We start from the raw sequence: 25151 nt of genomic DNA, 5'->3' as shown, positions 1-25151 counted from the left end.
TCATGAGTTATCGGCTTACTGAAAATCCCGATACGGTCATTCAACTTTCTGACGGTGCGACGGTGCCGCGTGAGCATCGGTTTTGGATTGAATACGAAAAATGGAAAGCTGTGGGAGGCGTACCCGAACCGGCCTTCAGTGTTGATCCTGCTATAGCTGAAAGGGAATGGCGCGATGCCGAAATTGAAAGCGTCAAATGGTTGCGTGAGCGTCACCGTGATGAAGTGGATTCGAATCGACCGACAACACTGACACCTGAGCAATCGGGCGAGTTGTTGGACTACGTGCAGGCCCTGCGCGATTGGCCGCAATCTTCGAAATTTCCGACTCTAAAGTATCGTCCTAAAAAACCAGCCTGGATCGTTTTGCAAACCCAATAGCGCCCCGCATTGTCGGGGCGTTTTTGTATCCGTTGTTAATCCTTAGAGCCTCGCCTGTGCGGGGCTTTATTCTTTCTGGAGATCACTTCCTATGGCCTCTTCCGGTCGTTTTCACGGCGTTACCGTCACCTTGGTAGATACCGGGGCACGGACCATTGCGCTGCCGTCGTCGTCCATTATTGGGCTATGCGACACCTTTACTGTGGTGCCAGCGGCATCCGCCAAACCCAACGAACTGACGCTGATCACCAGTGAGCGTGAAGCGGTTGCCGCTTGGGGCGAAGACTCGGCAATCACGCGTGCATGCAAGGCGATTTTCGTCCGTGCGAAAGCCGTGGTCATTGGCTGCGGCGTTGCCAAAGTTGAAGACCCTGCTCAGCAGACCTCCTCAATCATTGGCGGCGTTCTGGCATCGGGGCAGCGTACTGGCATGCAGGCACTGCTGGACGGCAAAAGCCGGTTCAACGCCCAACCGCGGCTGCTCATTGCTCCAGGTCATACCGCGACCCAGGCGGTTGCAACTGCGCTGGATGCATTGGCCGGCAAGCTTCGGGCCTTGGCGATTCTCGACGGGCCGAACACCACGGACGAAGCCGCAATGGTCTACGCCCAGGAGTTCGGCAGCAAGCGTTGCTTCCTAGTCGATCCGGGCGTGCAGCTGTGGGACACGCTGCAGAGCAAAACCGTCAACGCGCCTGCCTCGGCCTTCGCCGCTGGTTTGTTTGCGTGGACGGATGCCGAGTATGGCTTCTGGTCGTCGCCATCGAACAAGGAGTTCGTCGGCATCACCGGCACCTCGCGGCCGGTCGAGTTTCTGGATGGCGACGAAACCTGCCGGGCCAACCTGCTCAACAACGCCAACATCACCACCATCATCCGCGACGGCGGGTATCGCTTGTGGGGTAACCGTACGCTGTCAGCGGATCCCAAGTGGGCGTTTGTTACCCGTGTGCGCACGGTCGACATCGTCATGGACGCAATCCTGGCGGGGCACAAGTGGGCGGTCGACCGTGGCATCACCAAGACCTACATCAAGGATGTCACCGACGGCCTGCAGGCATTCATGCAGGACCTGAAAAACCAGGGCGCGGTGATCAACTTCGAGGTGTTCGCCGACACCGAACTGAACACCGTCAGCCAGTTGGAGCAGGGCAAGGTTTACTGGAACATCCGTTTCACCGACGTACCGCCTGCCGAGAACCCGATTTTCCGGGTCGAGGTCACCAATCAGTGGCTCACCGAAGTCCTGGAAACCGCCGCCTAAGGAGGCTGCACAATGATTCCTCAAGTGCTTTTCAACACCAACCTGTTCGTCGACGGCATCAACTTCAAGGGCGATGTGCCCAGCCTGAGTTTGCCGAAGCTGGTGGTTAAAACGGACGAATATCGCGGTGGCGGCATGGCTGGCCCTATCGAGATGGACATGGGCCTGGAAAAGATGGAGGCCAGTTTCACCACCAACGGCGTGCGCCGCGAGGCCATGAAGTTTTTTGGGCTGTCCGATCAAACCGCCTTCAACGGGGTTTATCGCGGTTCGTTCAAAGGGCAAAAAGGGCAGACCACAGCAGTGGTGGCGACCTTGCGCGGCATGCTCAAAGAGCTGGACCCAGGCGACTGGAAGCCAGGCGACAAAGCCGAGTTCAAGTACTCGATTGCCGTCAGCTACTACAAGCTGGAGATCGCTGGCCGCCTCATTTACGAAATTGACATGGTCGCCTCGATCCGGGTGATCGACGGTGTAGATCAACTGGCATCCATGCGCAGCGACTTGGGCCTCTAAGGAATTTATCGAATGGCTACCTCTGAACTGAAAAAACTCCCTACCTGGCTGAAGCTCACCGCCGAAAACGCCACCATCACCTTGTCTCGGCCCTCTGAGGTCAACGGCGTGACCGTTGATACCCTGACGATTCGCTCACCCACGGTGCGCGAAGTGCGCGCTGCTGATCGCGCGTCGGGCGACGATGAAGAACAGCGCGAGCTGATGCTGTTCGCCGGCCTTTGCGAAGCCGGTCAGCAGGACCTGGAGGGCCTGAAGCTGGTGGACTACCACCGCCTGCAGGCCGGTTATTTTCGCCTGGTGCAGGACGACGGGATTTAACCCCGCGCTGTTGAAACTGGCGGCCAAACGCTTGGCGGCGGAAACCGGATTTTCCGCCGCCGAGATTCAGGCCATGCCGTTTGCCGAGATGGTCTGGTGGCTCTCGGATTGAGCCACCTACCGTAATCACTCGCTACAGGGAGCCACGACATGGCAAACAAACTCGCGCTCGGCCTGGTGATTGGCGGCGCCGTCAGCTCCACGGTGGGCACAGCCTTCAAGGATGTGCAGGGGCGGATCAAGCAGCTGGAAGCTCAAGGCACCAAGGCTCGGGTGCTGCAGCGCACGATTGGCGACACCATCCGACTGCGGGAGGAATGGAAGAAGGCCAATGACAGCGGCGCCGCTGGTGCCAGTACGTTGCTGCGCAAACTGGAATCCAACCTCAGTACCCTGAAAAAGCAGGGTGTTGAGGTGCGTAACCTCGCCAAGGCTTATCAGAGCATGGAGCAGGTCGCTCGCAAGGCCGACCTGAAAGCCACCGGGTACTCTCAGGTCAAAGATGGCAAAGAGGGCCTTACCGGCACGTTGGGTAAGGCGGCGGCTGCTACTGCTTTGATCGCCATTCCCACCAAGGTATCGGCCAACTACCAGACGCAAATTCGGCAGATGGCGCTGTGGGCACACACTGCCGGCACAGACGCCGAACAGAAAATGGCCGATAAGATCAGTGAGGTGGCCGCGAAGAAGGGGATGGGGCAGCAGGCTCTCGCTCGGGCGGTCGGTGGCTTGATCGAGAAGGGCATCGACTGGGAGGAGTCGGTGGACTATGCGCCGCTGATTGCTGACCTGGTCGACGGCCAGGGCATGGAGGCCGGAACCATTGCCACCTTGTTCAGTGCCTTCAAGGAGGCTGGGGTCAAGAAGGAAGATATGGGCGCCATGCTGGGTCAGGTGGCCGCTGCGGGTGACATTGGTGCGTTCGGCCCCAAGGACATGGCCAAGTACATGCCGGCACTGCTCGGCACGATTAAACGCCTGGGTATGGAAGGCCCGGAGGCCGTGCGTTTCCTCGGCGCGAGCCTGCAGTCGCAGTTCTCGCAGACCCAGGACGCGGCTGCTGCTGCGACCAACATGAACAACTTGCTCAACGCGGTGATCAGCAGCACCAGCCAGGAGCGATTCGCGAAACAAGGCTATGACCTGACGAGTTCGATTCTGGCCGCTACCAAAAGCGGCAAGGCGTCCAACCCGGTTGAAGCCTTCATCATGCTCAGTGAACAGTTGATCCAGAAACAGGATCCGGCCACGGCCAAGAAGGTCGCGGGGCTCAAGGCCAAGATCAAGGCGTCCAAGGATGGTAGCGCCGAAGAAGAGCAGGCGATGGTCGCGCTGATCCAGGCGGCGGGTTTGGCGAATATCGTCAGTGACCAGAGCGCCAGTGATGGCTTGCTCGCCCAGATCAAGTACGGCAACACGATCAAAGACAACATGACCACCATCAAGAAAACCGATGGTAAGGCCAAGATCGAGTCCGACGCGGCGAAAGCTCGCGAGACATCCAACGCCAAGTGGAGCGCGGCGACATCGAGCATGGAAGCGACGATGACCAGCCTCGGTGATGCGTTACGACCGCTCACCGACCTGGCCGCCGATGGCTTGACCAAAGTTGGCAATAGCATGGCGGGCCTTGCGAATGAGTTTCCGAAAATCGTCAGCGGTACGACGGTAGCTATTGGTGCGATTGGCGCAGCAGTGGCAGCGTTTCAGACATTCAAGATCGGCAAGGGCCTGATTAATTTGGCGCGTGGCGGTTTGGGCGGAAAAGCAATTGGTGTGCAAAAGGTGTTTGTCACCAATTCGAATGCAGGCGTCGGTGCAGCCAAGGGCAAAGGTGGTACGACGCTGTCGGTGGTGGAGAAAGGACTAAAAGCTGCTGTCGCCTTGCGAGGTAAGGGTGGTGCTGGGGCGGATCCGAAGGCGGGTGGTTTGGATCCTGTTGCCACGGGTATCGATATCGTCTCGATGATTCAAGACGCGGTGGGTGGCGGAGGGGATGCCACAGAGCCGGTGAGCGGCATCCAGCGTGTGTTTGTCGTGAATATGGCGTCCATGGGCGGCATGGGTAAATCACGGTCGGCACGGCGTCGAAACCGAAAACCGTCTGTTCCTAGGGCTTCGCGGCGCCGTCCAACGGCACCGCCACGGTCACCGCGTCCGGTTGGTGCGCCACGCGCACCTGCGCTTGCACAGCGTCCGCCGGTTCAGCCACGTACTCTGGCTATTCGACCAGCGACACCTCCCGTGCCTGCGCCGGCTTTACGGCCACCGGTTCCAGCGCCTCGTCCTCCTGTTTTGCCAGGGCCTGGAACGAAGATGCTGACCTCGGTCGCCGGGGGTGTCGGTAAGGTTGGTAAAGCGGCCAAAGTAGTTCCGGGCGCCTCCTTGGTCGAGGCCGGCAGCATGGTGCTCAACACCTACCTGACTGCTGAAACGCAGGACGAAAAAGCGGAGGGCTATGGTGAGGCCGCCGGAACACTTGCCGGCACCATGGCGGGTGCGGCTGCGGGCGCTGCCATTGGTTCAGTGGTACCCATCATTGGCACAGCCATCGGCGGCATGGTGGGGGCATACCTTGGGAGCATCGGAGGTCAGCAACTGGGGGGCTGGGCTGGGTTGTCGATGTTCGGCAGTGACAAACCCAAAGCGACCGCCGCACCAATTACACCGATGTTGATGGCGCCGCGACCTGGGCCAGCGGTACCCAGCCTGGCAACGATGGCGAATAATTTCGCTGCTCGGCAACCTGTTGTTGTGTCGACTCAGCCAGCACCTGCAGTGCAGGATATCGGAACGGCTGTCGCTCCCTTGTCACCGGTCATAAAACCGCTGATTCAGGCGGTACCGGTGCCGGTAAATAGCGTCGCCGCGCCTCCGTTGCGACAGCAGACGCTGGTTGCAACAGCAACGCCGAAACCAACAGCACCGATGATGCCAATGGGGCAAGCGTTGGGCGACGTCACTCGCTCACTGGCGGCGCCTGTTGTTCCAAAACCCGCCAATCTAGTTATTCAGGCACCTGCGGCACCTAAGCCAGAACCTGCTCGAGTGGACCAAAAGTTCAGCTATTCGCTGAACATGCCGGTCACGGTCGAGGGTGATGCCAAGGATCCACAGCAATTTGTTCAGCAGCTTCTACCCCTGATGCAGCGCGCACTGAATGACGCCGCACAGCAGGAAGCCCGACGTAATCTCTACGATGACGCCCATACATAAGGAGGGATCATGGAATATCTGGAGCAGATGCAGTCCGGCTTCAAATACCTGGTCAGCGCGGGCGAGGCGGGCCGACGGAGCATTGATGGGATTATGGGACCGGTAAACGGCGCGATCAGCGAGATCACTGGCGCAGCTGCTGAGCTTGAAAATGTGCCGTTCCTACCGCCAGGTGCAGGTGAAAAACTTCAACGTGTCATGCGGGGGATTGGTGCAGCACAGGCCAAGGTCGGCGCAGTGGTTGAGACATACAGCCGAGCTTCGCGGGCAGCCTCTCAAATAGACGAGCGTCTGGGTGTCCTCAAAGAACAAGCCGCCAAAGCCGGCGCCGCTATCAATAAGGTGGCAGGGAAGGTCAGCCCATCGTTGGCAAACGTTCTACCGACCGAAGCCCTGGGGCTGTCTCAGACTCCTCTCGCTGAAGCCGTGAAGCCGTTTCCTCACCTGTTGATTATCCAGCCGCTCAAGCCAAACACTCAGCCCTACTACTTCAACTTGGATACGGCGGCCTTCGACGAGTTACGCCGGCAGACGGAGTTTCGCTGGGCTGCGCAAGAACGCCTCAGCCGTCGACCGGCGCAACAGGCCATCGGAATGGGCGAGGAAAAAATGACCCTAAAAGGCTCGATCTATCCGGGCTTCAAAGGAGGGCTCAAGCAACTGGATACCCTGCGCAGCATCGGGGCCCAGTTGCTGCCACTGACCCTCACCACCGGCTACGGGGAAGTGCTGGGCACCTGGTGCCTGAAGAACCTCGACGAAGAACAGAGCGCGCTGCTGCAGGGCGGGATCCCGCGCAAGCAAGTATTTACCCTGGAGTTTGTACGATATGGCGATGACCTGCAGAACGTCTGACGGCGACGTGCTGGATACCCTATGTAACCAGCTTTACGGACACCTCAACGGCACCGTGGAGGCGGTGTTGGCCCACAACCAAGGACTGGCCGACCAGCTGCAACCGCTCAAAGCCGGGTTGCTGATTGTCTTCCCAGACCTTCCTCCGGTCACGGACGAAACCGTGCAGCTGTGGGACTGATGGCCGATTGCCCCATAGGGCTGTCGCCGATAGACTCGCCCCTTTTGGATCGAGCGCGGGACGCCTCATGGAAAGATCAACAGTGTTAAGGACGGTAAAACGGGGCATCTGGGCTGAATTGGGCTATCGGATGAATTGGATTTTCTTCGGCATTGTGGGGGCGATCCTCCTAGCCTTCATTCCCATCGTCGGTTGGTTTTTGGCCGTAGGCGTGATCCTCGCCACGCTGTGGAAAACCTTCGGTTTCCGTGAAACCCAGGTAGTCGGCAGTTGCCCGGCGTGTACCAAGTCGATGGTCATCGAGCCGAAGACCGACGTCTTCGCCTGCCCTGTGTGTCAAAGCTGTATTGCTGTTCGAGAGGACAGCCTGGTGGTGCTCGACATCAACTGAGCACCCATTCATGACGAAGCCCCGCATTGCGGGGCTTTGTCGTTTCTGGGGTATCGAAATGAAACCAACTTTTAGAATTGTCGCGGACGGGACCGATATCACGACCCTGATCAACGACCGCCTGCTGTCCCTGCGCACCGTCGACAAACCCGGCATGGAGTCGGATGACTTCGAGCTGCGTATCGATGACCGCGATGGTGCTGTGTCACTGCCCAAGCGCGGTGCCGGCATTGAGATCTACCTGGGCTACGCCGGCAACAGCCTGACGCGCCTGGGCCGCTATATCGTGGATGAGGTCGAAGCATCCGGCCCGCCGGACACCATCGTGATTCGCGGTAAAGCCAGCGACATGCGCGGATCTGGTAAAACCACCCGCACCGGTAGCTGGGAAAACGTCACCCTTGCGCAGATCGTGACAGACGTGGCCGCTCGCAACGGCTGGCAACCAGTCTGTTCCATCACCACTATGGTGCCTCGGGTCGACCAGATCGGCGAATCCGACTTCAACTTTATCACTCGCTTATCCAAGCAATACGACTGCACCGCCAAGGTCGCCGACGGCAAGCTGTTGGTGATGCAGCGTCAAGCGGGCCAGAGCGCGAGCGGCAAAACCCTCGGCGTGGTCACCATCAGGAAAAGCGATGTCAGCCGCTGGCAGTTTCGTTTCGCTGATCGCACCACGCAAAAGGCGGTCAAGACACGCTACCAGGACAAAAAGAGCGGCGAGCTGGTAACCCTGGAGCTGGGCAATGATGACGCCCCGGAAGGCATGCCGCCGGTACATACCGACCGACATATCCATCCCAACAAGTCTGCAGCGGAACAGGCTGCCAAGGCACGGCTGAATGCGTTCAACCGTTCCTCTGCAGCAGTTCGGCTGGAGATGGTGGGGCGCACCGACTTGTTTGCCGAGCGCCATATCAACGCGCAGGGCTTCAAGGACGGATTGGATGGGGATTTTCTGGTGGACTCGGTGGAGCAGGTGTTCACCCAGGCCGGCTGGTCCACCACGGTAGAGTGCAACGCCGGCAAAAAAGGCAAAGCCAAGGCCAAAGGTAAGAAACAGAAAAAGCCGCTCACGGTGCTGACGGTGCCGTAACCGCCTAACGCAATCGACAGACCCGCAACGACGAACTCAGGAGGCGCCATGCCCATCACCGAGCAACAACTTCAACGCATCATGCCCAACGCCCGCCGCCAAGCGGGCGTTTTTGTATCTGCTCTAAATGCAGCGATGATCAACAGGAAGATCAATACACCCAAGCGCCAGGCCGCATTCCTCGCCCAGGTCGGCCACGAATCCGGTCAGTTGCAATACGTACGCGAACTGGGCAGCGATCAGTACCTCAGCAAATACGACACCGGCGCCCTGGCGGCCAAGCTCGGTAACACTCCCGACGCCGACGGTGATGGTCAGCGCTACCGTGGTCGCGGCCTGATTCAGGTCACCGGTCACGATAACTACCTGCGCTGCAGTCTGGCGCTGTTCGGCGATGAACGATTGTTGCGCACACCGGAGCTGCTCGAGCAGCCGCAATGGGCTGCAGAGTCGGCGGCGTGGTTCTGGTCGATGAATGGGCTGAATGCGCTCGCGGATCAGGACCAGTTCAACACCATCACCCGCCGGATCAATGGCGGCCTCAACGGCCTGGAGGATCGGCTGCAGCTGTGGGGTAGGGCGAGGGCGGTGTTATGCGTCTCTTCGACCTGATTCCCGCGCAGTTTCGTATCGCTGTCGTCGGCGGCTTATTGCTGATGGTCGCCGCCGGATCCGCGGCGTTGGCCTGGACTGCGCAGGACTGGCGTTATGGCCGTGTGTTGGAGCGCCAGGCCCGGCTGCAGGCGGACACCCTCAACGAGATATCCAAAGCGTCTGCTGACCTGCAGCGCATCGAGCGGGAAAAACGCCTGGCCCTGGAGCTACGCCTGCAGAACAAAGATGAAACCCACCACAAGGAACTGACCGATGAGCAAACCAAGCAGGCTCGCCTGCGTGATCGCCTGGCTACTGCTGATCTGCGGTTGTCAGTCGTACTCGCCGCTACCGAAACCACCGGCAGCTGTGCAATGCCAACCACCACCGGCACCGGCCGCGTGGTTGATGGCACCACAAGAGCCCAACTTGACCCAGCGCATGCTCAACGAATTATCGGCATCACCGATGTCGGCGACCAAGGATTGATCGCCCTGCGAGCCTGTCAGGCTTACGCAAAAGAGGTTTCTACACCGAAGTAAAAGGAGCGGTCGGGCAGGATGCGTCAACATCCCACCCGGCCACCTTCCCCGCAGATCGTCCCTGCAAGTCCAGCCAAGGCTCCTGCTTCGTGCACAAAGCGGAGCGAGCCTAGCACTGTTTATCCATACAGCAAAGGTCTTGCTTTTTATGTCTACACCCATCATCCCTTGGATGGGCGGCAAACGCCGCCTGGCCGACCGTCTTATCCCGCTCTTCCCGCCACACGAATGCTACGTTGAAGTGTTTGCCGGCGGCGCCGCGCTCTACTTCATGCGTCCCCAGGCAGCACCGGTTGAGGTCCTCAACGACATCAACGGCGACCTGGTGACGCTGTACCGCGTCGTGCAGAACCACCTTGAAGAATTCGTCCGCCAGTTCAAATGGGCGCTGAGTTCCCGGCAAGTGTTCGAGTGGCAGAAGATGACCCGCCCGGAAACCCTCACCGACATCCAGCGCGCCGCCCGGTTCTTCTACCTGCAGCACCATGCCTTTGCCGGCAAAGTGACTGGACAGACGTTCGGCACTGCAACGACCGGCCCGGCCATTAACCTGCTGCGGATCGAGGAAAACCTGTCTGCAGCGTGGCAGCGTTTGTCCGGCACTTTTGTTGAAAACCTGGGCTGGCTTGAATGTGCCGAGCGCTACGACCGTGCCCATACGTTCCACTACATGGATCCACCTTACTGGCAGACGGCCGGCTATGGCGTGGATTTCCCATTTGAGAATTACGAGCGCATGGCCGACTTTATGCGGCGTTGCAAAGGCAAGGTGATGGTCAGCATCAACGATCACCCTGATATCCGGCGGGTGTTTGAGGGGTTTCACTTTGAGATGGTGGACATTCGATACACCACATCGAACCAACGGCAAGGAAAGAGTGAGGTTAGAGGTGAACTGGTGATCATGAACTGGGAGCCCGCCGCATTGGGAGGGCTGTTCTGATAGCCTCAAAAATCCTTGGATGGCACCGGCAGCAGTAGATCAGATCCATGGTTTTTCACATTCCCCACTGCTTTGCCAACGGCATACCACTCAAAGTCATCCACTGGCTGGCAACATTCCTTTGCTATTTCCTCGGCGCGGGCTGGAGTAAGGCTGGGATCGATCCATTCCCTGGCATGCTCAGGTGTCAGCACCAACGGCTTGCGGTCGTGGATGTCCACCATGCCCTGGTCACTGGCGGCGGTGATGATCACGAACCCGTCGCCGTCGTGGGGATTCAGGCCAGGATGAACTTGGGCAAGCGCGCCAAAGAACATGGGTTTCTGACTCTTCAGGCGAATGAAGTAGGGCTGCTTTCTCTTCGGTTCGTCAGGGTCTTTGACCCACTCATACCACCCTTCACTCGGCACCAGGGCCCGACCATTCGGCCAAAGTTGCTTGAAAAACTTTCCCGTGGTGACCGTCTCTACACGGGCGTTGATCGGATCGGGGCGCTTGCCCTTGGCCCAGAACGGCGCCCATCCCCATTTGACTGCATCGATATGCAGCCCATTCTCTGCTGCGTGCAGTATCTGCACCCGTGTCGACGGGGCGACGTTGTAGCGGTCAATAGACTGAGCGTCGTAACCGCTGAACAGCTCTATCTGGGGGCTCAGTTCGTCAATGAAGATGGCCATCCCTTCGTACTGCACGAATCGTCCGCACATACGCACCTCTCCGCCTGTCGAAATCCCCTACAGAAAAATTGACCGCAAGCGCCCTACAAAGTTAACTGTACATTCGTACAGTATCTGTAAAAGGTCGCATTATGAGCTTCACCATTCTAGGTCCTATCGCTGAGGCAGGCGCGAAGCTGCCTATGTGTTCGTTCCAGGTCCCAGCCGGTTTTCCATCGCCGGCAGCGGATCATATTGAACAGCACATCTCATTGGATGAGGTTCTGAATATCCGCGCACCTCATGTGTACCTGGTAGCAATCACCGGGGAAAGCATGCAGGGGATTGGTATCTTCGAAGGTGATCTCGCGGTGGTGGATCGTGCCATTGAGCCTGCTCATGGGCATGTGGTGGTGGCGCTGCTGAACAATGAGCCCGTCTGCAAGCGTCTATGTAAGCGCGGCCGGGAGGTGGTCCTGCTGTCGGAGAACCCCAAATATCCGGCGCGGTACGTTCTCGAAGGGGATGAGTTGTCAATCTGGGGTGTGATCACCAGCACAGTGCGCAGCCATGTCTAAGCAGCAACCGACCTTTGCGCTGGTCGACTGCAACAGCTTCTATGCCAGTTGCGAGCGGGTATTCCGGCCGGACTTGGCGAAAGTGCCCATTGTGGTGCTGAGCAATAACGACGGCTGTGTCATCGCGCGCAGCTACGACGCGAAGCCGTTCATCAAGATGGGCGAGCCTTATTTTCAGATCAAGCACAAGCTCAAGCAACACGGCATTGTCCCGTTCTCCTCTAACTATGCGCTGTATGGGGACATGAGCGAGCGCGTCATGAGTCTGATTGAGGCGATGGTGCCGGCAGTTGAGGTGTACAGCATTGACGAGGCATTCGCCGATCTGACCGGTGTCGGTGGTTTGGATGCGTTAGGCCGGCAAATCCGGGCTCAGGTACTTCGCTGCACCGGTATACCTGTTGGTGTTGGTATGGCTCATACAAAGACCCTGGCAAAGTTGGCAAACCACACCGCGAAGCGCCTGCAATCGCAGACCGGTGGTGTGGTCAATATCACCGACCCGGTTAAGCGGGACTGGGTGCTGCGTAATACGGACGTGGCGGAGGTGTGGGGCGTTGGCCGAAAGATGAAACTTCATCTCGATACGATGGGCATAAGGTCTGCAATGGACTTGGCTAAGGCGGACCCATGGACGCTCCGTAAGAAGTTCAGCGTTGTGATCGAGAAGACGGCAAGGGAGCTGGGCGGTACGCCTTGCTTGGAGCTGGACGAGCCGGATCCGCCAAAGCAAGAGATCTGCTGCAGTCGGATGTTTGGCCAGCGGCTGACGGAGCTGCAGCCTATCAAAGAAGCGGTGGCCACCTACATGATGCGAGCTTCTGAGAAGCTTCGCGCCCAGAACTCGCTGTGCAAGAAGGTGCGCGTGAGTATACGCACCGGGATGTTCAATCCTGAGGAGGCGAAATTTGCCAACGGTGTGCTGGTAGATATGCCGTACCCCACTGATGACGTTCGTCTGCTAACCCAGGCGGCGATAGGCGCGCTTGAGCGAATATTCCGGTCAGGCTTCAAGTACAGCAAGGCAGAGGTGATGTTGCTCAATCTATGTCAGCCCGGTGAGTACACCGATGATCTGTTCGCCCAGTCCCAGCCGACCGAAACAACACGGTTAATGACAGTTCTGGATGAGATCAATGTTCGCTGGGGAAGGGGCACGCTCCGCTCTGCAAGCGTGCCGACAGATCCTGACTGGGCCATGCGGCGTGAATTGCTGAGTCAAAGCTACACAACCAAGCTGGATCAGCTTTGGTCTGTAGCCTGTAGGTAATGGCTGCTGCTTTCGGCCAAATGCGGCCAGTCGGCCCAAGGTCACCCTTTCTGTATTGAAGGCTGTTCGCTAAAACGGTTGCAAACACGACACAGACCCTAAATATTGAGAATGATGCCAACACCCCGAAAAAAGACATCATCGAGACCGCCAAGCACGAATGAGCGTAAAATGGCTTCTGACAATTTTTAGGCTAGCCTGAAGGCAAGCTAGGCCTAGTATTGGGTGAGGCGTTCCACTTCAAAGATGATGAGCGGAACAGGCTCTAGGGCACGTAGCAATGAAGAGATTGAAATGAACATGAGTCAAGACGTAGAGGGAGTAGATTACGACTCTGCTGAGGGCTGGGGAGACTACCCTTTAGATGCGGTGTTTGTTAGAACCGAATCAAGATCCGTCAACGAGGTTGTCTCTAGAATAGCCAACGAAAGGTATATTCTCGATCCTGATTTTCAACGGGACTTTGTATGGACAATTGGTAAACAGTCAAAGCTTATTGAAAGCTGCGTGATGCGAATTCCACTTCCAGTATTCTACGTTGCTGAAGCACCTGACGGAAGAATCATTGTGGTCGACGGCTTACAACGGCTAACCACATTTGTACGATTTCTTCATGACCAATTCAGGCTTTCAGGGCTATCCCGAAATACATCGACCAACCATCTATTAGAAGGAAGAAGCTTCAGTGACTTGCCGATAAATCTGCAAGAGCGCGTATTAGATACGCAGCTAACCATGTATATTCTTGATGCAAAAGCACCGGAGCGCGCACGACTTGATATATTCGAGCGTGTAAATAGCGGAGAGCCGCTGACTAGGCAGCAGATGCGAAATGCACTTTACAACGGCCCAGCTACTCAGTGGCTAAAGTATGCCGCAGAGAATGATAATTTCCGTTCAGCCACAGGACAGTCCCTTAACGCCAAGACTATGCGCGATAGAGAGGCTATAAATAGGTTCTGTGCCTTTAAGATCATCGGTTGGCGAAATTACCTCACCGGAGACATGGATAGTTTTCTAGCTGAGGGGTTAAAAAGACTTTCACAATTTCCGCCAGTCATTTTGGAACAACTATTCTCACTTTTCGAACAAGCTATGGTCATAAATCGAGAGCTTTTTAAAGACCATGCGTTTCGGAAATCATTGGCGAGCGATTTCTATGGAAATAGAAGTGTAATAAATATATCTCTATTTGAGGTTTGCTCTGTAGTGCTTACTGATTATCCGTATGCCGAACTTCATCAAAGAGCAAGCATTGTGAAATCAACCATTACTGACCTATTGCGAAACGAAGAGTTCGTACGGTCCATAACGTACTCCACAAATAGCACGGCATCGGTGCACAAGCGCTTCCAACTTATGGAAAGCGCCCTATTCCAGGCAATGACCTTATGATTACAGCTCTTGAAGTCGAGAACTTTAAATGTTTTCGGAACCTACGACTTGAACTTGCGCAGCTTACCTTGTTGACAGGTTTTAACTCGGGGGGTAAATCAAGCGCAGTCCAGCCGCTACTTCTCCTGTCTCAGTCTGTAAGAGCAAGACTCTTTACGAACTCATTTCCACTTAACGGCCCAATTATAAAGCTGGGTACTGTAGGCGACATTTTGCCAACAGACGCATCCGTTTCAAGCCTCGTTTTCAAGCTCGAAGATAGATCTCTAATTACAACTTGGAGCGCAACTGCTAGAGCGGTAGATCGTCAGCTTGAACTACAAGAGTCGACCTGGCCGGTCGACCGAGATGAAGATGTAGGTGAAGCTGCAACACCACCTTTAGAGATTGATACCGAAAATTCAATAGAATCAGAAATTCCTATTGAACATCAAAAATACGAATACAACACGACAGAACTTTTGATGGGTTTATCTTATCTTAGCGCTACGCGCACTGGACCAGAGGATGCTTATCCTGCCCCGGACTGGTTCAGAGAAGGGGACGTAGATGTAGGTGCAGATGGTAGGTACGCTTCCTACTGGTACAGCAAGTATGCAGATAATGAAGTTTCTGCGTCACGTATGTATCCGGGAGAGTCTTCTACTAGCTTCCGAAAACAATTCGACTCATGGTTCTCAAGTTTGTTTCCAAATGCGCAGGCAAACGTTCAGCACTATCCGAACCTGTCCACATATGGCTTGCAGTTTCGAATTTCCGAGTTTGGACCATGGCGCAAACCTACAAACGTAGGCTATGGCTTTTCATATGTATTTCCCATACTTGTTTCGCTCTTGGCCGCATCCGACCAACAAGTAGTTGTGATCGATAGTCCAGAAGCCCACCTTCATCCTTATGCGCAGTCTCAAATGGGCAAAATTATTGCACATTTTGCTGCCGCAGGAGTTCAACTTATAGTGGAAACGCACAGCGACCACTTGCTCAATGGGCTACGCTTGGCGATTAAGGAGTCCGTACTAGCACCCGAAGATTTGCGCATCCATTTTTTCACTGGAGCGGGAGAGTCGGGCCATGGCGTACAAACTTTAAATGTAAATAGAGATGGACGAGTTAGCAACTGGCCAGATGGATTTTTTGACCAGGCGGAGAAAGACATGAATCTATTAGCCGGCTGGGGCTAATTATGCGCTGGTATATAAACGATACATCATTACAAGGTCAGTTCCACCGCGCCTCAGATTTTTTCCAACTGCTTGAAGGCCTGTTGTCCTGCCGCAGCAGGCTCCCTAATCTTCAAGCAGCGCTTTATCTAACTAAATCTATAGCTGAGGCCAAAATAACAATTGACCAAACTTTTCGCCAGGCGATTATGTCTAGTAATAATCCCGAACTAAGACGATCAGTTTTGCAATGGCTTGATCGAAGAGGCCCTTTTATAGAGGACGATCGACATCCGGAGGGTGATGACTACTTCGAGTGTTACGGCTATGACGTTACGGATAATGGTCTAGGTGAAGCAACAAGACGTGCCAAAGCCGGCATGCCTGTAATTTCCTTCAGTTTCAAAAGAGGAAGTACAGATTTTGCAACAACACCACTCACCGTCCACCACGGCATTCCCGATGATAGAATCGGCAGTTATGATATAAATAATCTATTTGAGCTAGATGGACTGGAGTTTTCTGTACTTAACTCTAGACCGGCACCAACAAACTGGGAGCAACTTATCCAGTTTGCACGTGCAGAGTATGAACATTTAACAATCCCAGATTCAGTCTTCACCAATACCGCGCTTTCAAAAGAGTCATTTGAAATAGCAATTTCAGACCGCGCTCTGGTTCTATTAAAGCACTTAAATGACTATATGGGGGGTCGTGCCGCGGGTGGCAATGAAGGTCCAATTGCGCGACAGATTATCGACGATTACTTCACTGGCTCAAACGCCCGTTTCTCCGGGGAGTCTCCAACGAACCAAAATGACTTTAGAGCAGAAATGACGTTCCAAGATCCGGAGAATCAGCAGAGGGGTATCTTCGCACATTGGCATGGGAAAATTAGCCGCCGTTACTTCCGTCTTCATTTTGAATGGCCTATAGCATCTAACGAAACCAAAATAAAAATTTTGTACCTAGGCCCGAAAATCACCAAAAGATGAAAAAGGGCTTTCCATACAGACATAGCGAATACATATTACCCCTTACTACAGACATAAATATGGCATATGGTGCGGTGTTTTCGGATAGCTTTTTCTTTTTAAGTAAAGAATAGCTTCGCTTTTTCCTGGCAAGCATCACACTGTATGCGTTGCACTGAATCGCCCTTGATTTTATTGATCCTGAATGGCTGCTTTTAGCCGATTGCTGCCTGTCAGCACCTAAGGCTGCCGGCGCTGGAATCACCGGCTACAAACCTGAGATGGTTCAGACTTAGCAGGAATTCGAGCCTTTGAGCTTGGCTAAGCCCTGTTTGATGTAGCCGGCGTTTTCACCAATCGTGTCAAGCGCGCCACGAACGTTATTCCCAACCTCTGACGAGCCTGGCTGCTCCAGGTGCAGTGTCAACTCCATTAAGGCTGCCTCCAAGGCCAGTTGGTTGGTATACATCCTCTCAAGCACATCGCACAGCGAATAATCACCAAGCATGGCGTAAGCTCCCTTCGAGAAAAAAGTAGAAGCATAGTACCAGTCGCTCTCTTGTCAGGCAGTGATTTCAACTTGCTTGGAAATTGCTGAAACGCGAAAAGATTATAGAGGCTGAGTATGGGGACCGGGGTGTGGGAGGGTAGACCGCCCGATCCAACATCGAATGATTGGGCAAGCGGGATTCTGTGGACTCTCGTGGGGCATAAATGGGGCAAACCGTACGCCAATCTATGCCATCTAATGCCCATTATGCATTTATGCAACCTGCCGTGAATGAGCGTCACAGCCCGCAGCCACGGGCCGATCCCTCAAAATTCGTCACATACTCCTACACAATCGGGGTGTGGGAGGACAGATCTGAGGAGTTTTTACTCATTGGGTAATAGGCAAATTCGTTGAAAGTGATGGGGCAAAGGGGGCGCTTGGCCCAGCATTTTTTGCGATGGCGGCAAGGTTAACACGCGAGGTTGGACCTTCGCAGGTCGCAAGCGGCCAGGTAAACCACGAAAGCGGTGCCGCCTCAAGAAACACCAACATAACCGTGGCGAGGGAGCTTGCTCCCGCTGGAGCGCGAAGCGTCCCTGGAAAATGGCTGCTACGCAGCCGAGCGGGAGCAAGCGCCCTCGCCACAGGTTAGCGGTTCAATCAGGCATTGCAGCAGCGTTAGACAATCCGGTCAGAGCCCTGAAAATCAGGGGCTGACCTACGCGCATTCATATCTCAATACGAGATAGAAACGCGGGTCGTGAATACGATCAGACTATTTGGATCTACGCCCACTGGCCGGAAACAACCCTCTGATCACCCCAAGAAACGCCGCAAACAAATTGATTGAAGTCGCCGTAGTGATGGCAATCAATACATTGTCCGAGAACGGCGCTTTATCCGAGTAATACGTCGACCACCCATTCCAAACCAAAAGAACCGCCCAGAAGATCACACCGCAGGCGGCAAACCAGAATGCACGTCCCGCATACTTCTTGCGCAGTTGCCGTTCGGCCTTCTGGTCTTTGAGGTTCTGGTTTCTTTCATCGTCGGTGCCTATGGCTTGCTCGCCACCGGCTTGGGTGTCCTGGTCAGGCCCTGCCGCGGGGGGCAGGGTGAGTTCCAGGTTGTCGAGTTCTTCACTCACGGATGCGGCTCTTTGGGTGAATGAGGGCTGCCATGTCTTCCCAGTCGATGGCGGAACCGTCGGCACCCTTGAGGGCCCAGGCTGTGCCGTCCTCGTGGGACAGGTTGGACAGTTGGGTGCCGGACCATTTGCCGTATTTGTTAATGATCCGGTCAATCAAACGATGGGTGTAGGTATCGCTCTCAGGAACCCTCGGTGTCACGAAGACAATGTCTTCGGCGTCGGGCTTCAGGTTGCTGAGCAGCGCGGTCACCGGGCGATTACCGTAGGATTTCAACTCATGGTAAAGCGACGGGATGACCGGGCCATATTGCCAGCGGGCGAAGTGGTCATCCATCAGGGGCTGGTCCCGTTCGCGCAAATGCCAGGACTGTGTATAGAACAGCAGTTTCTGCAGCTTCATCGGGGTCAGGCCCGAAACCTTGCCTTCCTTCGCGCGTTCAATGAAGGCGTTAGCAACAGCTAGCGCTGAATAAGCCATGAGCACCTCCGTCGTTGCTGGCTACGTTGTCAAAGAGTTTTATACATAGGCCTTGAGTTGTCGACATGCAAGGTGTTGATCGGCAGCAATACCAAGCTGGCAGAATAGTAGAATGCAGATAGCTGGGTGTATATACAGTACTTTGATTCGAATTAATTGAAAGTCGGATGTTTAATGCATAAATATGCAAATTAGCATTTGCCAACCTCAGAAACTCCCGTCACTATCCGCGTTATGCAAAAACGCAACGTTTCTATCGTCTTAAGAGAACTGCTGGATCGCGACCGGATCTCCCCCACGGAGCTCCATCGGCGCACCGGCGTGCCTCAATCCACACTGTCCCGGATCCTCAGCGGCAAGATCGTTGATCCGTCGGATAAACACATCTCGCGCATCGCCGAGTATTTTCGCGTCAGTACTGATTACCTGCGCGGGCGCGCAGCAGTGGGCGTTGTGCGCGACGATGGGCGCGACCCGATGCATTCGGAACTCAAGGACATAAGCCTGTGGGACGACGACACCCCCGTTAATGATGACGAGGTGTCGATCCCCTTTCTGCGCGAGGTTGAATTGGCTGCTGGATCAGGAAGATTCGTCATCGAGGAAAGTGAGAAAGCCAGTCTGCGGTTCGGCAAGCGCAGCCTGCGGCATAATGGTGTGCAGTTCGACCAGGCCAAATGCGTGACGGTACGTGGCAACAGTATGTTGCCGGTATTGCGCGACGGCGCCACGGTAGGGGTGAATGCCGGCAAGAGCGGCATTGGCGATATCGTGGATGGTGACCTGTATGCCATCAATCACAACGGCCAGTTGCGGGTTAAACAGCTCTACCGCCTACCTTCCGGTATTCGCCTGCGCAGCTTCAACCGTGATGAACACCCCGATGAGGACTACAGCTTCCAGGATATCCAGGATGAGCAGATCAGCATCCTCGGTCATGTTTTCTGGTGGGGCATGTACGCCCGCTAACCTCCACGCGTAAGAAGAAACCCGCCCATGTGCGGGTTTTTTTTCGTCCATAGAAAACCGGCAAAACCCAAGCCCGCCAGGCTTCGAATGCATCCGTGCATTCCTGTAGCAAAAATAAATGCATTTGTGCATTGACTGTATATGCATACATGCATATTCTTCATCTCAAGCCAGCCAACAAGGCCTGGTGGAGGCGGCAAGGATGCTGCCAAGGAAGACAAGGAAGGCACGCAACATCGGCAAGGACGCCATCGAAGCGATGACAGGGATGCCAGGCAACACCGGCAAGGATGCCGACGCTCTTTAGTTTCAACGCTTCAACAACAGGCAGCGATGAACCGGCCTTAACGGTTCAGAGGGTTGGCAACTGACCCGGGTGTGCAGCGTAAAGCACCAAAAGCAGTTATCCGGCAGACAGGGATCGTGGTCGGAAAAACATCGAGGAAAGGACCGTACCGCGCCAGTAGCGCCGAAAGTCCGAGGACATCATTACTGAAAAGCCCGGGCGACCGGGCTTTTTGGAATGCCTACCTACTCAAGCATTTGTAAATGAAATACGGACTATTTATTGCTCAGCCAGGAGGCGTGACATGACAAGTGAACAGCAAGCGTTAGCGGAGATGCCTATCTGGCTGGTCATCGTACTGGCAGTGATCGGCGGTGTATCCGGCGAGATGTGGCGGGCCGACAAGGAGGGCGCCCGCGGTTGGTCGTTGATCCGCCGCCTGGCCCTGCGTTCCGGGGCGTGTATGGTCTGCGGGGTTTCGGCTTTGATGCTGTGCTACGCCGCCGGCATGTCGATCTGGACCGCCGGCGCCATCGGTTGCCTGACCGCCATGGCCGGTGCCGACGTGGCTATCGGCCTGTATGAGCGCTGGGCGGCCAAGCGTATCGGGATCAACCAAGGCTCCCGCCAGGACCCGCAGTAATTGTTGCAAGGACGCTACTAAAATGACGCTTATCGAAAAGCCATCGCAACTGCCCCAGGCCATTGGCACGGCGTTGCATGCAGCCCTCCCGGGCCTCAAGGTGGGGAGCCACCAGGACTTCCAGGGCGACGCTGAAAAAAACGGCGTAATGGTTACGGTCGAAGGTAATGGCCCTGGCATTCGCTCTCGCGAGGGGCGCAAAGCCCACGTCTTGGCCATCTCACTCAGGGCCATGGTTGCTCCCGGTGCATTGGCGTTCGATGCCTGCGACCTGGCCAGCCAACTGATGGACCTGGTGCTGGATAACCGATGGAACCTGCCCCCGGCACAGTGCGATTTGCCGGCGAATATCGTCGCTGCGCCCGCTTTGCGCACTTCCGTAGAAACGGACTACGACACCTGGACGGTTTCCTTCACGCAAACCCTCTATCTGGGGCCGGCGTTACTCGACGATCCCACAGGCCAACCGCTATTTGCCTGTACCTGGGACGTCTCCAACATCGACGACCCAACCCAATACCAGCCACTGGCGGAGTAGCCCATGTTCGACGCGCTGTTACGCATGCAATTGGGACCGATCGTCGAACGCCTGGCAGAGATGGAGAGCCAGCTCGAAGACCTTTACCGCCGCGCTGAAAGCTTCTGCCGGATCGGAATTTGCCAGCAGGTCGATGCAGCCAGCAACACCTGCAAGGTCAGCCACGGTGATTTGCTGACCCCGGCGATCCGCTTTTTCAACCCCAGTGCCGGTGCACAAACCGAAACCCGCATTCCCACGGTGGGTGAGCAATGCCTGCTGCTCAACTACGGCGGGGGGGAGGGCGGTGTGCAATCCGTGGCCCTGTTCGGCCTTAACAGTGATCGCTTCCCGCCGGTCTCCAGCGTGGCAACGCTGACTCGGCGCCGGCATCAAGATGGCACCCAAAGCGACTATGACGACGCCAGCCACACCTTCAACTGGGTCAACGGCCCGACCAGCTTCAGCGGTTCCCGCGAACAGGTTGACGTCAAAGTCGGCGCCGCCAGCCTGACCCTCAACGCCCAAGGCATCACCCTGCAAGTCGGCGGCACCAGTCTGTTGCTGGATGCCGGCGGCGCGCACTTCAGCGGCCCGGTGGTGGACCATCAAGGACGCGTCATAAGCCCCCGATAAGGACACCCCATGCTTGGAATCGATAGGAACACCGGGGCGGCCGTCGACGACTGGCTGCAATTTGTGCAGCGCGCCACCCGAGCGCTGACCACCCCTGTGGGCACTCGGCAAAAACGCCCGTTGTACGGCTCGCTGATCCCACAGTTGCTCGGCCAGAACCTCGGCGACGACCTGTTGATCCTCGCCCAGAGCCACGCCGCGCAGGCCTTCTACAACACCCACAACGGCATCGGCGACTTCGACCCTCAGGTCATCGTCGCCACTCGCCAGGGCGCCGGCCTGCTGTTGCGGTTTGCCGGCACCTGGAAAAACCGCCAACAATCCTTCGAGGTCGTGACATGAGCATGTTGATCCCCGGCCAGAACCAACTGGCGGAACCGGCCATCATTAAGGTGGATGAGTTCGAACCGTTGCTGGCCGAATTCAAAGCGTTTGTCATCGACTATGTCGCCACCCGCGCTCCGCAAAGCGCAGCCAAACTCCAGGTCAGCCTCGACAACGAGAGCGAACTGCTGACCCTGGCCCTGGAAGCCTTTTGCGTGCGCCTGCAAACCCACGAACGCAAATACAACGCCCGCATCAAACAGATGCTGGCGTGGTGGGCCACCGGTAGCAACCTGGATGCGCGCCTGGCCGATATGGGCCTGGAACGCCAAGTGCTCGACCCTGGCGACCCGGCCGCGTTCCCGCCGGTGCCACCCACCTTGGAAAGCGACGACGACGCCCGCCTGCGCTACTACCTGGCACCCCACGCCCCAGCGGCGGGCTCGCGCATGCAGTATCGTCGCGAAGTGTTCACCCTTGGCGAGCGCCCGGCGGTGAAAGTGCAGAGCGCGACGCCTGGGGTGGTGACGGTCACCTACACCTTCGACCCGGACGGCTATGCGGCGCAGATCAAGGACGGCAACGCCCGACGCACCGCACCGGGGGAAGTCATGGTCACCGTGCTTTCCAGGGAGGGTGACGGCACGCCATCTGCCGACTTGCTTGACGGTGTACGTCGACATTTCGCACGGCCGGATGTACGGCCCGAAACCGATCTTGTCAGCGTCCAGGGCGCACAGATTCAGCCCTACAAAATTCGCGTGGTGGCCAAGATCAACGCCGGCCCGGACTCGGGGCTGACCCAAGTGGCGGCGCAGAAACTGCTGCAAGATTACGCAGAGTCCTGCCACCGCCTGGAAGGGCGGGTGGACCCCAGCTGGATCGACTACGCCATCCACAGTGCCGGCGCTGCGCAACTGCAAATCCTCGAACCGCTGGCGCCGATTGTCAGCACCGCGTTCCAGGCCCCGCATTGCACGGGCGTCGAGGTGGAGGTGCGCACGCTATGAGTGAACCCAAAGCGTGTTTGCTGCCCGCCAACAGCTCACCGCTGGAAAAGGCGTTGGACCTGGGCTTCGGCACATTGCTTGAGCGCGTCACCCCGCCGTTTCCGGCACTGATGAACCCGCTGCACACCCCCAGCGAATTCCTGCCTTACCTGGCCGCAGACCGTGGCGTCAGCGAGTGGGATGCCGAGGCCAGCGAGGCGGAGAAACGCCTGACCGTGGCCTTGTCCTGGCAGATCCAGCGCCAGGCCGGCACACCCAAGGCGCTGAGTCATGCGGTGGAGTCATTGGGCTTCACGCCCAATATCAGCGCCTGGTACCAGCAACGTCCGCTGGGCGTGCCTTACACCTTCGACGTGCAGGCGATCATCGGGCGCAGTTGGTCCAGCGGCGACCACAACCGGCTGATCCGGCGTATCAACGCAGCCAAAAGTGAACGCGACCAGGCGACGATTACCATCGTGCATGAAACCGAAGGCCAGCTCGCGCTCACGCAAGTGCTCGACGCGCCTTTAAGCGACGGCGAGTTCTACCTGAACGGCGCGTTGCCGGACTTGGCGCTGGTTGCCCGGCTAAACAGTGCCGGGGTTGCCCAGCACTACACCATTAACGATTACGACCTCAGGGCGCAGCCATGACAGATGAAATCACGCGCCTGGTGCGCTTCACCTCCAAAGGTTTGGATGAAGTGCTGCAGGCAAAGAACCAGGGCCTCAAAGGCGAAATCACCCACATCGGCGCCGGCACCGGCCGCTACAACCCCGACGGCACGGAAGTGGCCTTGCGTGACGAGCGCCAACGGGTGGCCATCGTCGATTACGAAGACCTGGGCGAGCGCCAACTCAGGATGGCCGCGCTGTTCGATGGCGACGGCGAATATGAGATTGGCGAGTTCGGGTTTTACCTCGCCAGTGGCACCTTGCTGGCGGTGTATTCCGTGGCGGGGACGTTGCTGACGTATAAAGCGGCGGCGGCGCGGGTGCTGCAGAAGTTTACGCTGGATGTTTCGCCGTTGCCGGCGGATAGCGTGACGATTGTGGTGGGGAGTGAGAACTTGAATCTGTTGTTGGCGGAGGAGATCGCGATTATGGCGGCGGCTTCGGTTGGCAATATGTCCCGCCACGTTGATTTGATGTTTCGGGTTATGCATCTCGAGGCGAAGTAGTAGCACTGACAAAAGTGCTGGAAAGATTAACTGACAGGGAGTTGATGATGGGACTTGAAACGACTATCACAAAAGTTGTGGATGCATGTAACAAGCTTACGGAGACGGTTACTAACCAAATTGGGAAGATTGATGCGCGGGTAGAGGCGGCTTCAAATCAGTTTGCTGCTTGGCGTAATAGTGTGCAGGCGAAGGATATTAATGGTCGTGCGCTTTATAAACAGGATATAGACCTCACTGGGTTGTCTACCGACGTGTTTTATCCTGTTTGGTGGACTATGCCCGGTAACGAGGCGGGTGAAACAGAAATTACCGTTTCGCGGGTATATTATCGAGACAGTGACAAAGCACCCTTCGGTGAGGGGGTTTATCACATCGCTGGCTTGAACTTGCAACTCGAGGGTGTCGGGTATATATGGAACGGTGACGCTAACTTCCTGGCTATCAAGCGCATCTCCCAGACTTACCGTGAAACGGTAAGAGGTGTTTCGTTTGGCATGGTTTGTACAGCACGTGCCGTTACTGGGCTCAAACCCATGTACTTGGGTTTGGTCGCTGGACAGCTAACGAATGCTCCACAGTTTTCTGGGATGTACCTGAGGGGCGGGCTGAGCTATACCATCACCAAAACATTTGATTACCCTGTTAATTACAGTAAGTTAGACACTGAAGTGATTATGAAGGATGACGTTAACGCCGATTGGGAAGTTCGTTGGGCGGTGAAACCTTATTCCTTGGCTCAGGCAGAGGTTGCGCTCGGTAAAACTCTCGAAGAGAAGCGCTTGGCTTATTCCCACGATAACGACATTCGCTATACCGCCAAGGTTTAAGGACTGATCAAATGACTTTGTTTATCGAAAAGTTGGTAACCCCTGCGGGTGACTCGTTGATCAACGTACCCGCCAGCGCGCAGACCCTCAAAGGTCTGGGCTTTAGCGATGAGGCCGCCCAGGCGCTGATCGAGAACGCCACGTCCGCAGCCGCGCTCGCTAGCACTATTGCTGCCCGCCGCTCTGCCTACGTCAGCGAAGCTGACCCGATGTACCTCGAATGGCAATTCGACGGTACGGCTGAAAAGGAAAAAGAATGGCGAGCCAAAGTAGCCGAAATCAAGGCGCGCTTCCCCTTGCCAGAAGATAAGTAAACCC

Annotated in this window: 31 protein-coding genes; 27 read left to right on the top strand and 4 right to left on the bottom strand. The window is 56.3% G+C overall.

Features of this window, described 5'->3' with window-relative positions:
- Positions 1 to 2: 2 nt before the first annotated feature.
- The 12 genes from GIV26_RS13390 (at position 3) to GIV26_RS13335 (ending at position 10302) form a co-directional block, all read left to right on the top strand.
- A complete protein-coding gene (locus tag GIV26_RS13390) occupies positions 3 to 380 on the top strand; it encodes a phage tail assembly chaperone (protein ID WP_236281020.1) in 378 nt (125 codons plus the stop codon).
- Positions 381 to 471: 91 nt separating this feature from the next.
- Positions 472 to 1644 (top strand): phage tail sheath subtilisin-like domain-containing protein, encoded by a 1173-nt coding sequence (locus GIV26_RS13385; RefSeq protein WP_236281017.1) that lies wholly within the window; start codon positions 472 to 474, stop codon positions 1642 to 1644.
- A gap of 12 nt (positions 1645 to 1656) precedes the next feature.
- Positions 1657 to 2160: a phage major tail tube protein gene (locus GIV26_RS13380; RefSeq protein ID WP_236281014.1), complete on the top strand. Its 504-nt coding sequence runs from the start codon at positions 1657 to 1659 to the stop codon at positions 2158 to 2160.
- Between the two features lie 12 nt (positions 2161 to 2172).
- A complete protein-coding gene (locus GIV26_RS13375) occupies positions 2173 to 2481 on the top strand; it encodes a phage tail assembly protein (RefSeq protein ID WP_236281011.1) in 309 nt (102 codons plus the stop codon).
- A 150-nt stretch (positions 2482 to 2631) separates the two neighbouring features.
- Positions 2632 to 5697 (top strand): phage tail tape measure protein, encoded by a 3066-nt coding sequence (locus GIV26_RS13370; RefSeq protein ID WP_236281008.1) that lies wholly within the window; start codon positions 2632 to 2634, stop codon positions 5695 to 5697.
- 9 nt (positions 5698 to 5706) lie between these two features.
- Positions 5707 to 6552, top strand: coding sequence for a phage tail protein (locus GIV26_RS13365; RefSeq protein WP_236281005.1), 846 nt, complete (start codon positions 5707 to 5709; stop codon positions 6550 to 6552).
- Positions 6527 to 6733, top strand: coding sequence for a tail protein X (locus GIV26_RS13360; protein ID WP_236281002.1), 207 nt, complete (start codon positions 6527 to 6529; stop codon positions 6731 to 6733). The genes GIV26_RS13365 and GIV26_RS13360 overlap by 26 nt, the downstream gene beginning before the upstream one ends.
- 130 nt (positions 6734 to 6863) lie before the next feature.
- On the top strand, positions 6864 to 7124 hold the full coding sequence (locus tag GIV26_RS13355) for a hypothetical protein (RefSeq protein WP_043046692.1): 261 nt from the start codon (positions 6864 to 6866) through the stop codon (positions 7122 to 7124).
- A 58-nt stretch (positions 7125 to 7182) separates the two neighbouring features.
- Complete coding sequence (locus GIV26_RS13350) at positions 7183 to 8223, top strand: phage late control D family protein (RefSeq protein ID WP_236280999.1); 1041 nt, start codon at positions 7183 to 7185, stop codon at positions 8221 to 8223.
- A gap of 48 nt (positions 8224 to 8271) precedes the next feature.
- A complete protein-coding gene (locus GIV26_RS13345) occupies positions 8272 to 8835 on the top strand; it encodes a glycoside hydrolase family 19 protein (protein ID WP_073523126.1) in 564 nt (187 codons plus the stop codon).
- Positions 8817 to 9359 (top strand): lysis system i-spanin subunit Rz, encoded by a 543-nt coding sequence (locus GIV26_RS13340; protein WP_236280996.1) that lies wholly within the window; start codon positions 8817 to 8819, stop codon positions 9357 to 9359. Before GIV26_RS13345 ends, GIV26_RS13340 begins: the two co-directional genes overlap by 19 nt.
- Positions 9360 to 9507: 148 nt before the next feature.
- The gene (locus GIV26_RS13335) at positions 9508 to 10302 is read left to right on the top strand and encodes a DNA adenine methylase (protein ID WP_236280995.1); all 795 of its coding nucleotides are present in this window, start codon (positions 9508 to 9510) and stop codon (positions 10300 to 10302) included.
- A gap of 5 nt (positions 10303 to 10307) precedes the next feature.
- On the opposite strand, the gene GIV26_RS13330 is transcribed toward GIV26_RS13335, so the two are convergent.
- A complete protein-coding gene (locus tag GIV26_RS13330; RefSeq protein ID WP_236280993.1) occupies positions 10308 to 11009 on the bottom strand; it encodes an SOS response-associated peptidase family protein in 702 nt (233 codons plus the stop codon).
- 101 nt (positions 11010 to 11110) lie between these two features.
- Here GIV26_RS13330 and GIV26_RS13325 point away from each other — a divergent pair, with 101 nt between their 5' ends.
- The 5 genes from GIV26_RS13325 to GIV26_RS13305 all read left to right on the top strand — a co-directional run bounded on the left by GIV26_RS13325 (position 11111) and on the right by GIV26_RS13305 (position 16356).
- The gene (locus GIV26_RS13325) at positions 11111 to 11536 is read left to right on the top strand and encodes a LexA family protein (RefSeq protein WP_169918365.1); all 426 of its coding nucleotides are present in this window, start codon (positions 11111 to 11113) and stop codon (positions 11534 to 11536) included.
- A complete protein-coding gene (gene umuC, locus GIV26_RS13320; protein ID WP_236280990.1) occupies positions 11529 to 12806 on the top strand; it encodes a translesion error-prone DNA polymerase V subunit UmuC in 1278 nt (425 codons plus the stop codon). The genes GIV26_RS13325 and umuC overlap by 8 nt, the downstream gene beginning before the upstream one ends.
- Before the next feature lie 300 nt (positions 12807 to 13106).
- Positions 13107 to 14201: a DUF262 domain-containing protein gene (locus GIV26_RS13315; protein WP_236280987.1), complete on the top strand. Its 1095-nt coding sequence runs from the start codon at positions 13107 to 13109 to the stop codon at positions 14199 to 14201.
- Positions 14198 to 15382 (top strand): AAA family ATPase, encoded by a 1185-nt coding sequence (locus tag GIV26_RS13310; protein WP_236280984.1) that lies wholly within the window; start codon positions 14198 to 14200, stop codon positions 15380 to 15382. The genes GIV26_RS13315 and GIV26_RS13310 overlap by 4 nt, the downstream gene beginning before the upstream one ends.
- A 2-nt stretch (positions 15383 to 15384) precedes the next feature.
- Positions 15385 to 16356 carry an HNH endonuclease gene (locus GIV26_RS13305; RefSeq protein WP_236280982.1) on the top strand — a complete coding sequence of 324 codons (972 nt, stop codon included), beginning with the start codon at positions 15385 to 15387 and terminating at the stop codon, positions 16354 to 16356.
- Between the two features lie 271 nt (positions 16357 to 16627).
- Here the strand turns inward: GIV26_RS13305 and GIV26_RS13300 are convergent, their stop codons facing one another.
- From GIV26_RS13300 to GIV26_RS13290, 3 genes are all read right to left on the bottom strand, one after another.
- On the bottom strand, positions 16628 to 16843 hold the full coding sequence (locus GIV26_RS13300; RefSeq protein WP_236280978.1) for a hypothetical protein: 216 nt from the start codon (positions 16841 to 16843) through the stop codon (positions 16628 to 16630).
- 760 nt (positions 16844 to 17603) lie between these two features.
- The gene (locus GIV26_RS13295) at positions 17604 to 17975 is read right to left on the bottom strand and encodes a hypothetical protein (RefSeq protein WP_034126472.1); all 372 of its coding nucleotides are present in this window, start codon (positions 17973 to 17975) and stop codon (positions 17604 to 17606) included.
- Positions 17968 to 18456 (bottom strand): Panacea domain-containing protein, encoded by a 489-nt coding sequence (locus GIV26_RS13290; RefSeq protein ID WP_056845367.1) that lies wholly within the window; start codon positions 18454 to 18456, stop codon positions 17968 to 17970. Before GIV26_RS13290 ends, GIV26_RS13295 begins: the two co-directional genes overlap by 8 nt.
- Positions 18457 to 18681: 225 nt before the next feature.
- On the opposite strand from GIV26_RS13290, the gene GIV26_RS13285 reads away from it, so the two are divergent.
- The 10 genes from GIV26_RS13285 (at position 18682) to GIV26_RS13240 (ending at position 25147) form a co-directional block, all read left to right on the top strand.
- Positions 18682 to 19425, top strand: coding sequence for a LexA family transcriptional regulator (locus GIV26_RS13285; RefSeq protein ID WP_169918753.1), 744 nt, complete (start codon positions 18682 to 18684; stop codon positions 19423 to 19425).
- Positions 19426 to 20015: 590 nt separating this feature from the next.
- Entirely contained in the window at positions 20016 to 20354 is a 339-nt protein-coding gene (locus GIV26_RS13280) for a phage holin family protein (protein WP_034126475.1), read from the top strand.
- 22 nt (positions 20355 to 20376) lie between these two features.
- Positions 20377 to 20892: a hypothetical protein gene (locus GIV26_RS13275; protein ID WP_236280976.1), complete on the top strand. Its 516-nt coding sequence runs from the start codon at positions 20377 to 20379 to the stop codon at positions 20890 to 20892.
- 3 nt (positions 20893 to 20895) lie between these two features.
- Positions 20896 to 21507, top strand: coding sequence for a phage baseplate assembly protein V (locus GIV26_RS13270; protein WP_034126477.1), 612 nt, complete (start codon positions 20896 to 20898; stop codon positions 21505 to 21507).
- Between the two features lie 9 nt (positions 21508 to 21516).
- Positions 21517 to 21849 carry a phage baseplate protein gene (locus GIV26_RS13265; RefSeq protein ID WP_032893295.1) on the top strand — a complete coding sequence of 111 codons (333 nt, stop codon included), beginning with the start codon at positions 21517 to 21519 and terminating at the stop codon, positions 21847 to 21849.
- Complete coding sequence (locus GIV26_RS13260; RefSeq protein WP_236280974.1) at positions 21846 to 22841, top strand: baseplate J/gp47 family protein; 996 nt, start codon at positions 21846 to 21848, stop codon at positions 22839 to 22841. The genes GIV26_RS13265 and GIV26_RS13260 overlap by 4 nt, the downstream gene beginning before the upstream one ends.
- On the top strand, positions 22838 to 23476 hold the full coding sequence (locus GIV26_RS13255; RefSeq protein ID WP_236280971.1) for a phage tail protein I: 639 nt from the start codon (positions 22838 to 22840) through the stop codon (positions 23474 to 23476). The genes GIV26_RS13260 and GIV26_RS13255 overlap by 4 nt, the downstream gene beginning before the upstream one ends.
- Positions 23473 to 24003, top strand: coding sequence for a phage tail protein (locus tag GIV26_RS13250; protein WP_236280968.1), 531 nt, complete (start codon positions 23473 to 23475; stop codon positions 24001 to 24003). The genes GIV26_RS13255 and GIV26_RS13250 overlap by 4 nt, the downstream gene beginning before the upstream one ends.
- A 47-nt stretch (positions 24004 to 24050) precedes the next feature.
- Positions 24051 to 24833 (top strand): hypothetical protein, encoded by a 783-nt coding sequence (locus tag GIV26_RS13245; RefSeq protein WP_034126481.1) that lies wholly within the window; start codon positions 24051 to 24053, stop codon positions 24831 to 24833.
- Positions 24834 to 24844: 11 nt separating this feature from the next.
- Positions 24845 to 25147 carry a hypothetical protein gene (locus GIV26_RS13240; RefSeq protein WP_205548495.1) on the top strand — a complete coding sequence of 101 codons (303 nt, stop codon included), beginning with the start codon at positions 24845 to 24847 and terminating at the stop codon, positions 25145 to 25147.
- Positions 25148 to 25151 lie beyond the last annotated feature (4 nt).

This window comes from Pseudomonas sp. PA-1-3F, from assembly GCF_021609665.1.
Lineage (GTDB): Bacteria > Pseudomonadota > Gammaproteobacteria > Pseudomonadales > Pseudomonadaceae > Aquipseudomonas > Aquipseudomonas paracarnis.
The sequence above is the reverse complement of the archived record's forward strand: the minus strand, read 5'-3'. Positions and strand labels throughout refer to the sequence as shown.

What these genes read in the sequence shown, in the direction of transcription:
- GIV26_RS13275 (WP_236280976.1), top strand. Translation starts at nt 20,377, where the DNA reads ATGACGCTTATCGAAAAGCCATCGCAACTGCCCCAGGCCATTGGCACG.
- GIV26_RS13360 (WP_236281002.1), top strand. Translation starts at nt 6,527, where the DNA reads ATGGCGATGACCTGCAGAACGTCTGACGGCGACGTGCTGGATACCCTA.
- GIV26_RS13240 (WP_205548495.1), top strand. Translation starts at nt 24,845, where the DNA reads ATGACTTTGTTTATCGAAAAGTTGGTAACCCCTGCGGGTGACTCGTTG.
- GIV26_RS13370 (WP_236281008.1), top strand. Translation starts at nt 2,632, where the DNA reads ATGGCAAACAAACTCGCGCTCGGCCTGGTGATTGGCGGCGCCGTCAGC.
- GIV26_RS13250 (WP_236280968.1), top strand. Translation starts at nt 23,473, where the DNA reads ATGACAGATGAAATCACGCGCCTGGTGCGCTTCACCTCCAAAGGTTTG.
- GIV26_RS13310 (WP_236280984.1), top strand. Translation starts at nt 14,198, where the DNA reads ATGATTACAGCTCTTGAAGTCGAGAACTTTAAATGTTTTCGGAACCTA.
- GIV26_RS13330 (WP_236280993.1), bottom strand. Translation starts at nt 11,009, where the DNA reads ATGTGCGGACGATTCGTGCAGTACGAAGGGATGGCCATCTTCATTGAC.
- GIV26_RS13325 (WP_169918365.1), top strand. Translation starts at nt 11,111, where the DNA reads ATGAGCTTCACCATTCTAGGTCCTATCGCTGAGGCAGGCGCGAAGCTG.
- GIV26_RS13340 (WP_236280996.1), top strand. Translation starts at nt 8,817, where the DNA reads ATGCGTCTCTTCGACCTGATTCCCGCGCAGTTTCGTATCGCTGTCGTC.
- GIV26_RS13350 (WP_236280999.1), top strand. Translation starts at nt 7,183, where the DNA reads ATGAAACCAACTTTTAGAATTGTCGCGGACGGGACCGATATCACGACC.
- GIV26_RS13245 (WP_034126481.1), top strand. Translation starts at nt 24,051, where the DNA reads ATGGGACTTGAAACGACTATCACAAAAGTTGTGGATGCATGTAACAAG.
- GIV26_RS13385 (WP_236281017.1), top strand. Translation starts at nt 472, where the DNA reads ATGGCCTCTTCCGGTCGTTTTCACGGCGTTACCGTCACCTTGGTAGAT.
- GIV26_RS13260 (WP_236280974.1), top strand. Translation starts at nt 21,846, where the DNA reads ATGAGCATGTTGATCCCCGGCCAGAACCAACTGGCGGAACCGGCCATC.
- GIV26_RS13270 (WP_034126477.1), top strand. Translation starts at nt 20,896, where the DNA reads ATGTTCGACGCGCTGTTACGCATGCAATTGGGACCGATCGTCGAACGC.
- GIV26_RS13375 (WP_236281011.1), top strand. Translation starts at nt 2,173, where the DNA reads ATGGCTACCTCTGAACTGAAAAAACTCCCTACCTGGCTGAAGCTCACC.
- GIV26_RS13305 (WP_236280982.1), top strand. Translation starts at nt 15,385, where the DNA reads ATGCGCTGGTATATAAACGATACATCATTACAAGGTCAGTTCCACCGC.
- GIV26_RS13355 (WP_043046692.1), top strand. Translation starts at nt 6,864, where the DNA reads ATGAATTGGATTTTCTTCGGCATTGTGGGGGCGATCCTCCTAGCCTTC.
- GIV26_RS13380 (WP_236281014.1), top strand. Translation starts at nt 1,657, where the DNA reads ATGATTCCTCAAGTGCTTTTCAACACCAACCTGTTCGTCGACGGCATC.
- GIV26_RS13335 (WP_236280995.1), top strand. Translation starts at nt 9,508, where the DNA reads ATGTCTACACCCATCATCCCTTGGATGGGCGGCAAACGCCGCCTGGCC.
- GIV26_RS13280 (WP_034126475.1), top strand. Translation starts at nt 20,016, where the DNA reads ATGACAAGTGAACAGCAAGCGTTAGCGGAGATGCCTATCTGGCTGGTC.
- GIV26_RS13290 (WP_056845367.1), bottom strand. Translation starts at nt 18,456, where the DNA reads ATGGCTTATTCAGCGCTAGCTGTTGCTAACGCCTTCATTGAACGCGCG.
- GIV26_RS13365 (WP_236281005.1), top strand. Translation starts at nt 5,707, where the DNA reads ATGGAATATCTGGAGCAGATGCAGTCCGGCTTCAAATACCTGGTCAGC.
- GIV26_RS13345 (WP_073523126.1), top strand. Translation starts at nt 8,272, where the DNA reads ATGCCCATCACCGAGCAACAACTTCAACGCATCATGCCCAACGCCCGC.
- GIV26_RS13390 (WP_236281020.1), top strand. Translation starts at nt 3, where the DNA reads ATGAGTTATCGGCTTACTGAAAATCCCGATACGGTCATTCAACTTTCT.
- umuC (WP_236280990.1), top strand. Translation starts at nt 11,529, where the DNA reads ATGTCTAAGCAGCAACCGACCTTTGCGCTGGTCGACTGCAACAGCTTC.
- GIV26_RS13315 (WP_236280987.1), top strand. Translation starts at nt 13,107, where the DNA reads ATGAGTCAAGACGTAGAGGGAGTAGATTACGACTCTGCTGAGGGCTGG.
- GIV26_RS13265 (WP_032893295.1), top strand. Translation starts at nt 21,517, where the DNA reads ATGCTTGGAATCGATAGGAACACCGGGGCGGCCGTCGACGACTGGCTG.
- GIV26_RS13300 (WP_236280978.1), bottom strand. Translation starts at nt 16,843, where the DNA reads ATGCTTGGTGATTATTCGCTGTGCGATGTGCTTGAGAGGATGTATACC.
- GIV26_RS13255 (WP_236280971.1), top strand. Translation starts at nt 22,838, where the DNA reads ATGAGTGAACCCAAAGCGTGTTTGCTGCCCGCCAACAGCTCACCGCTG.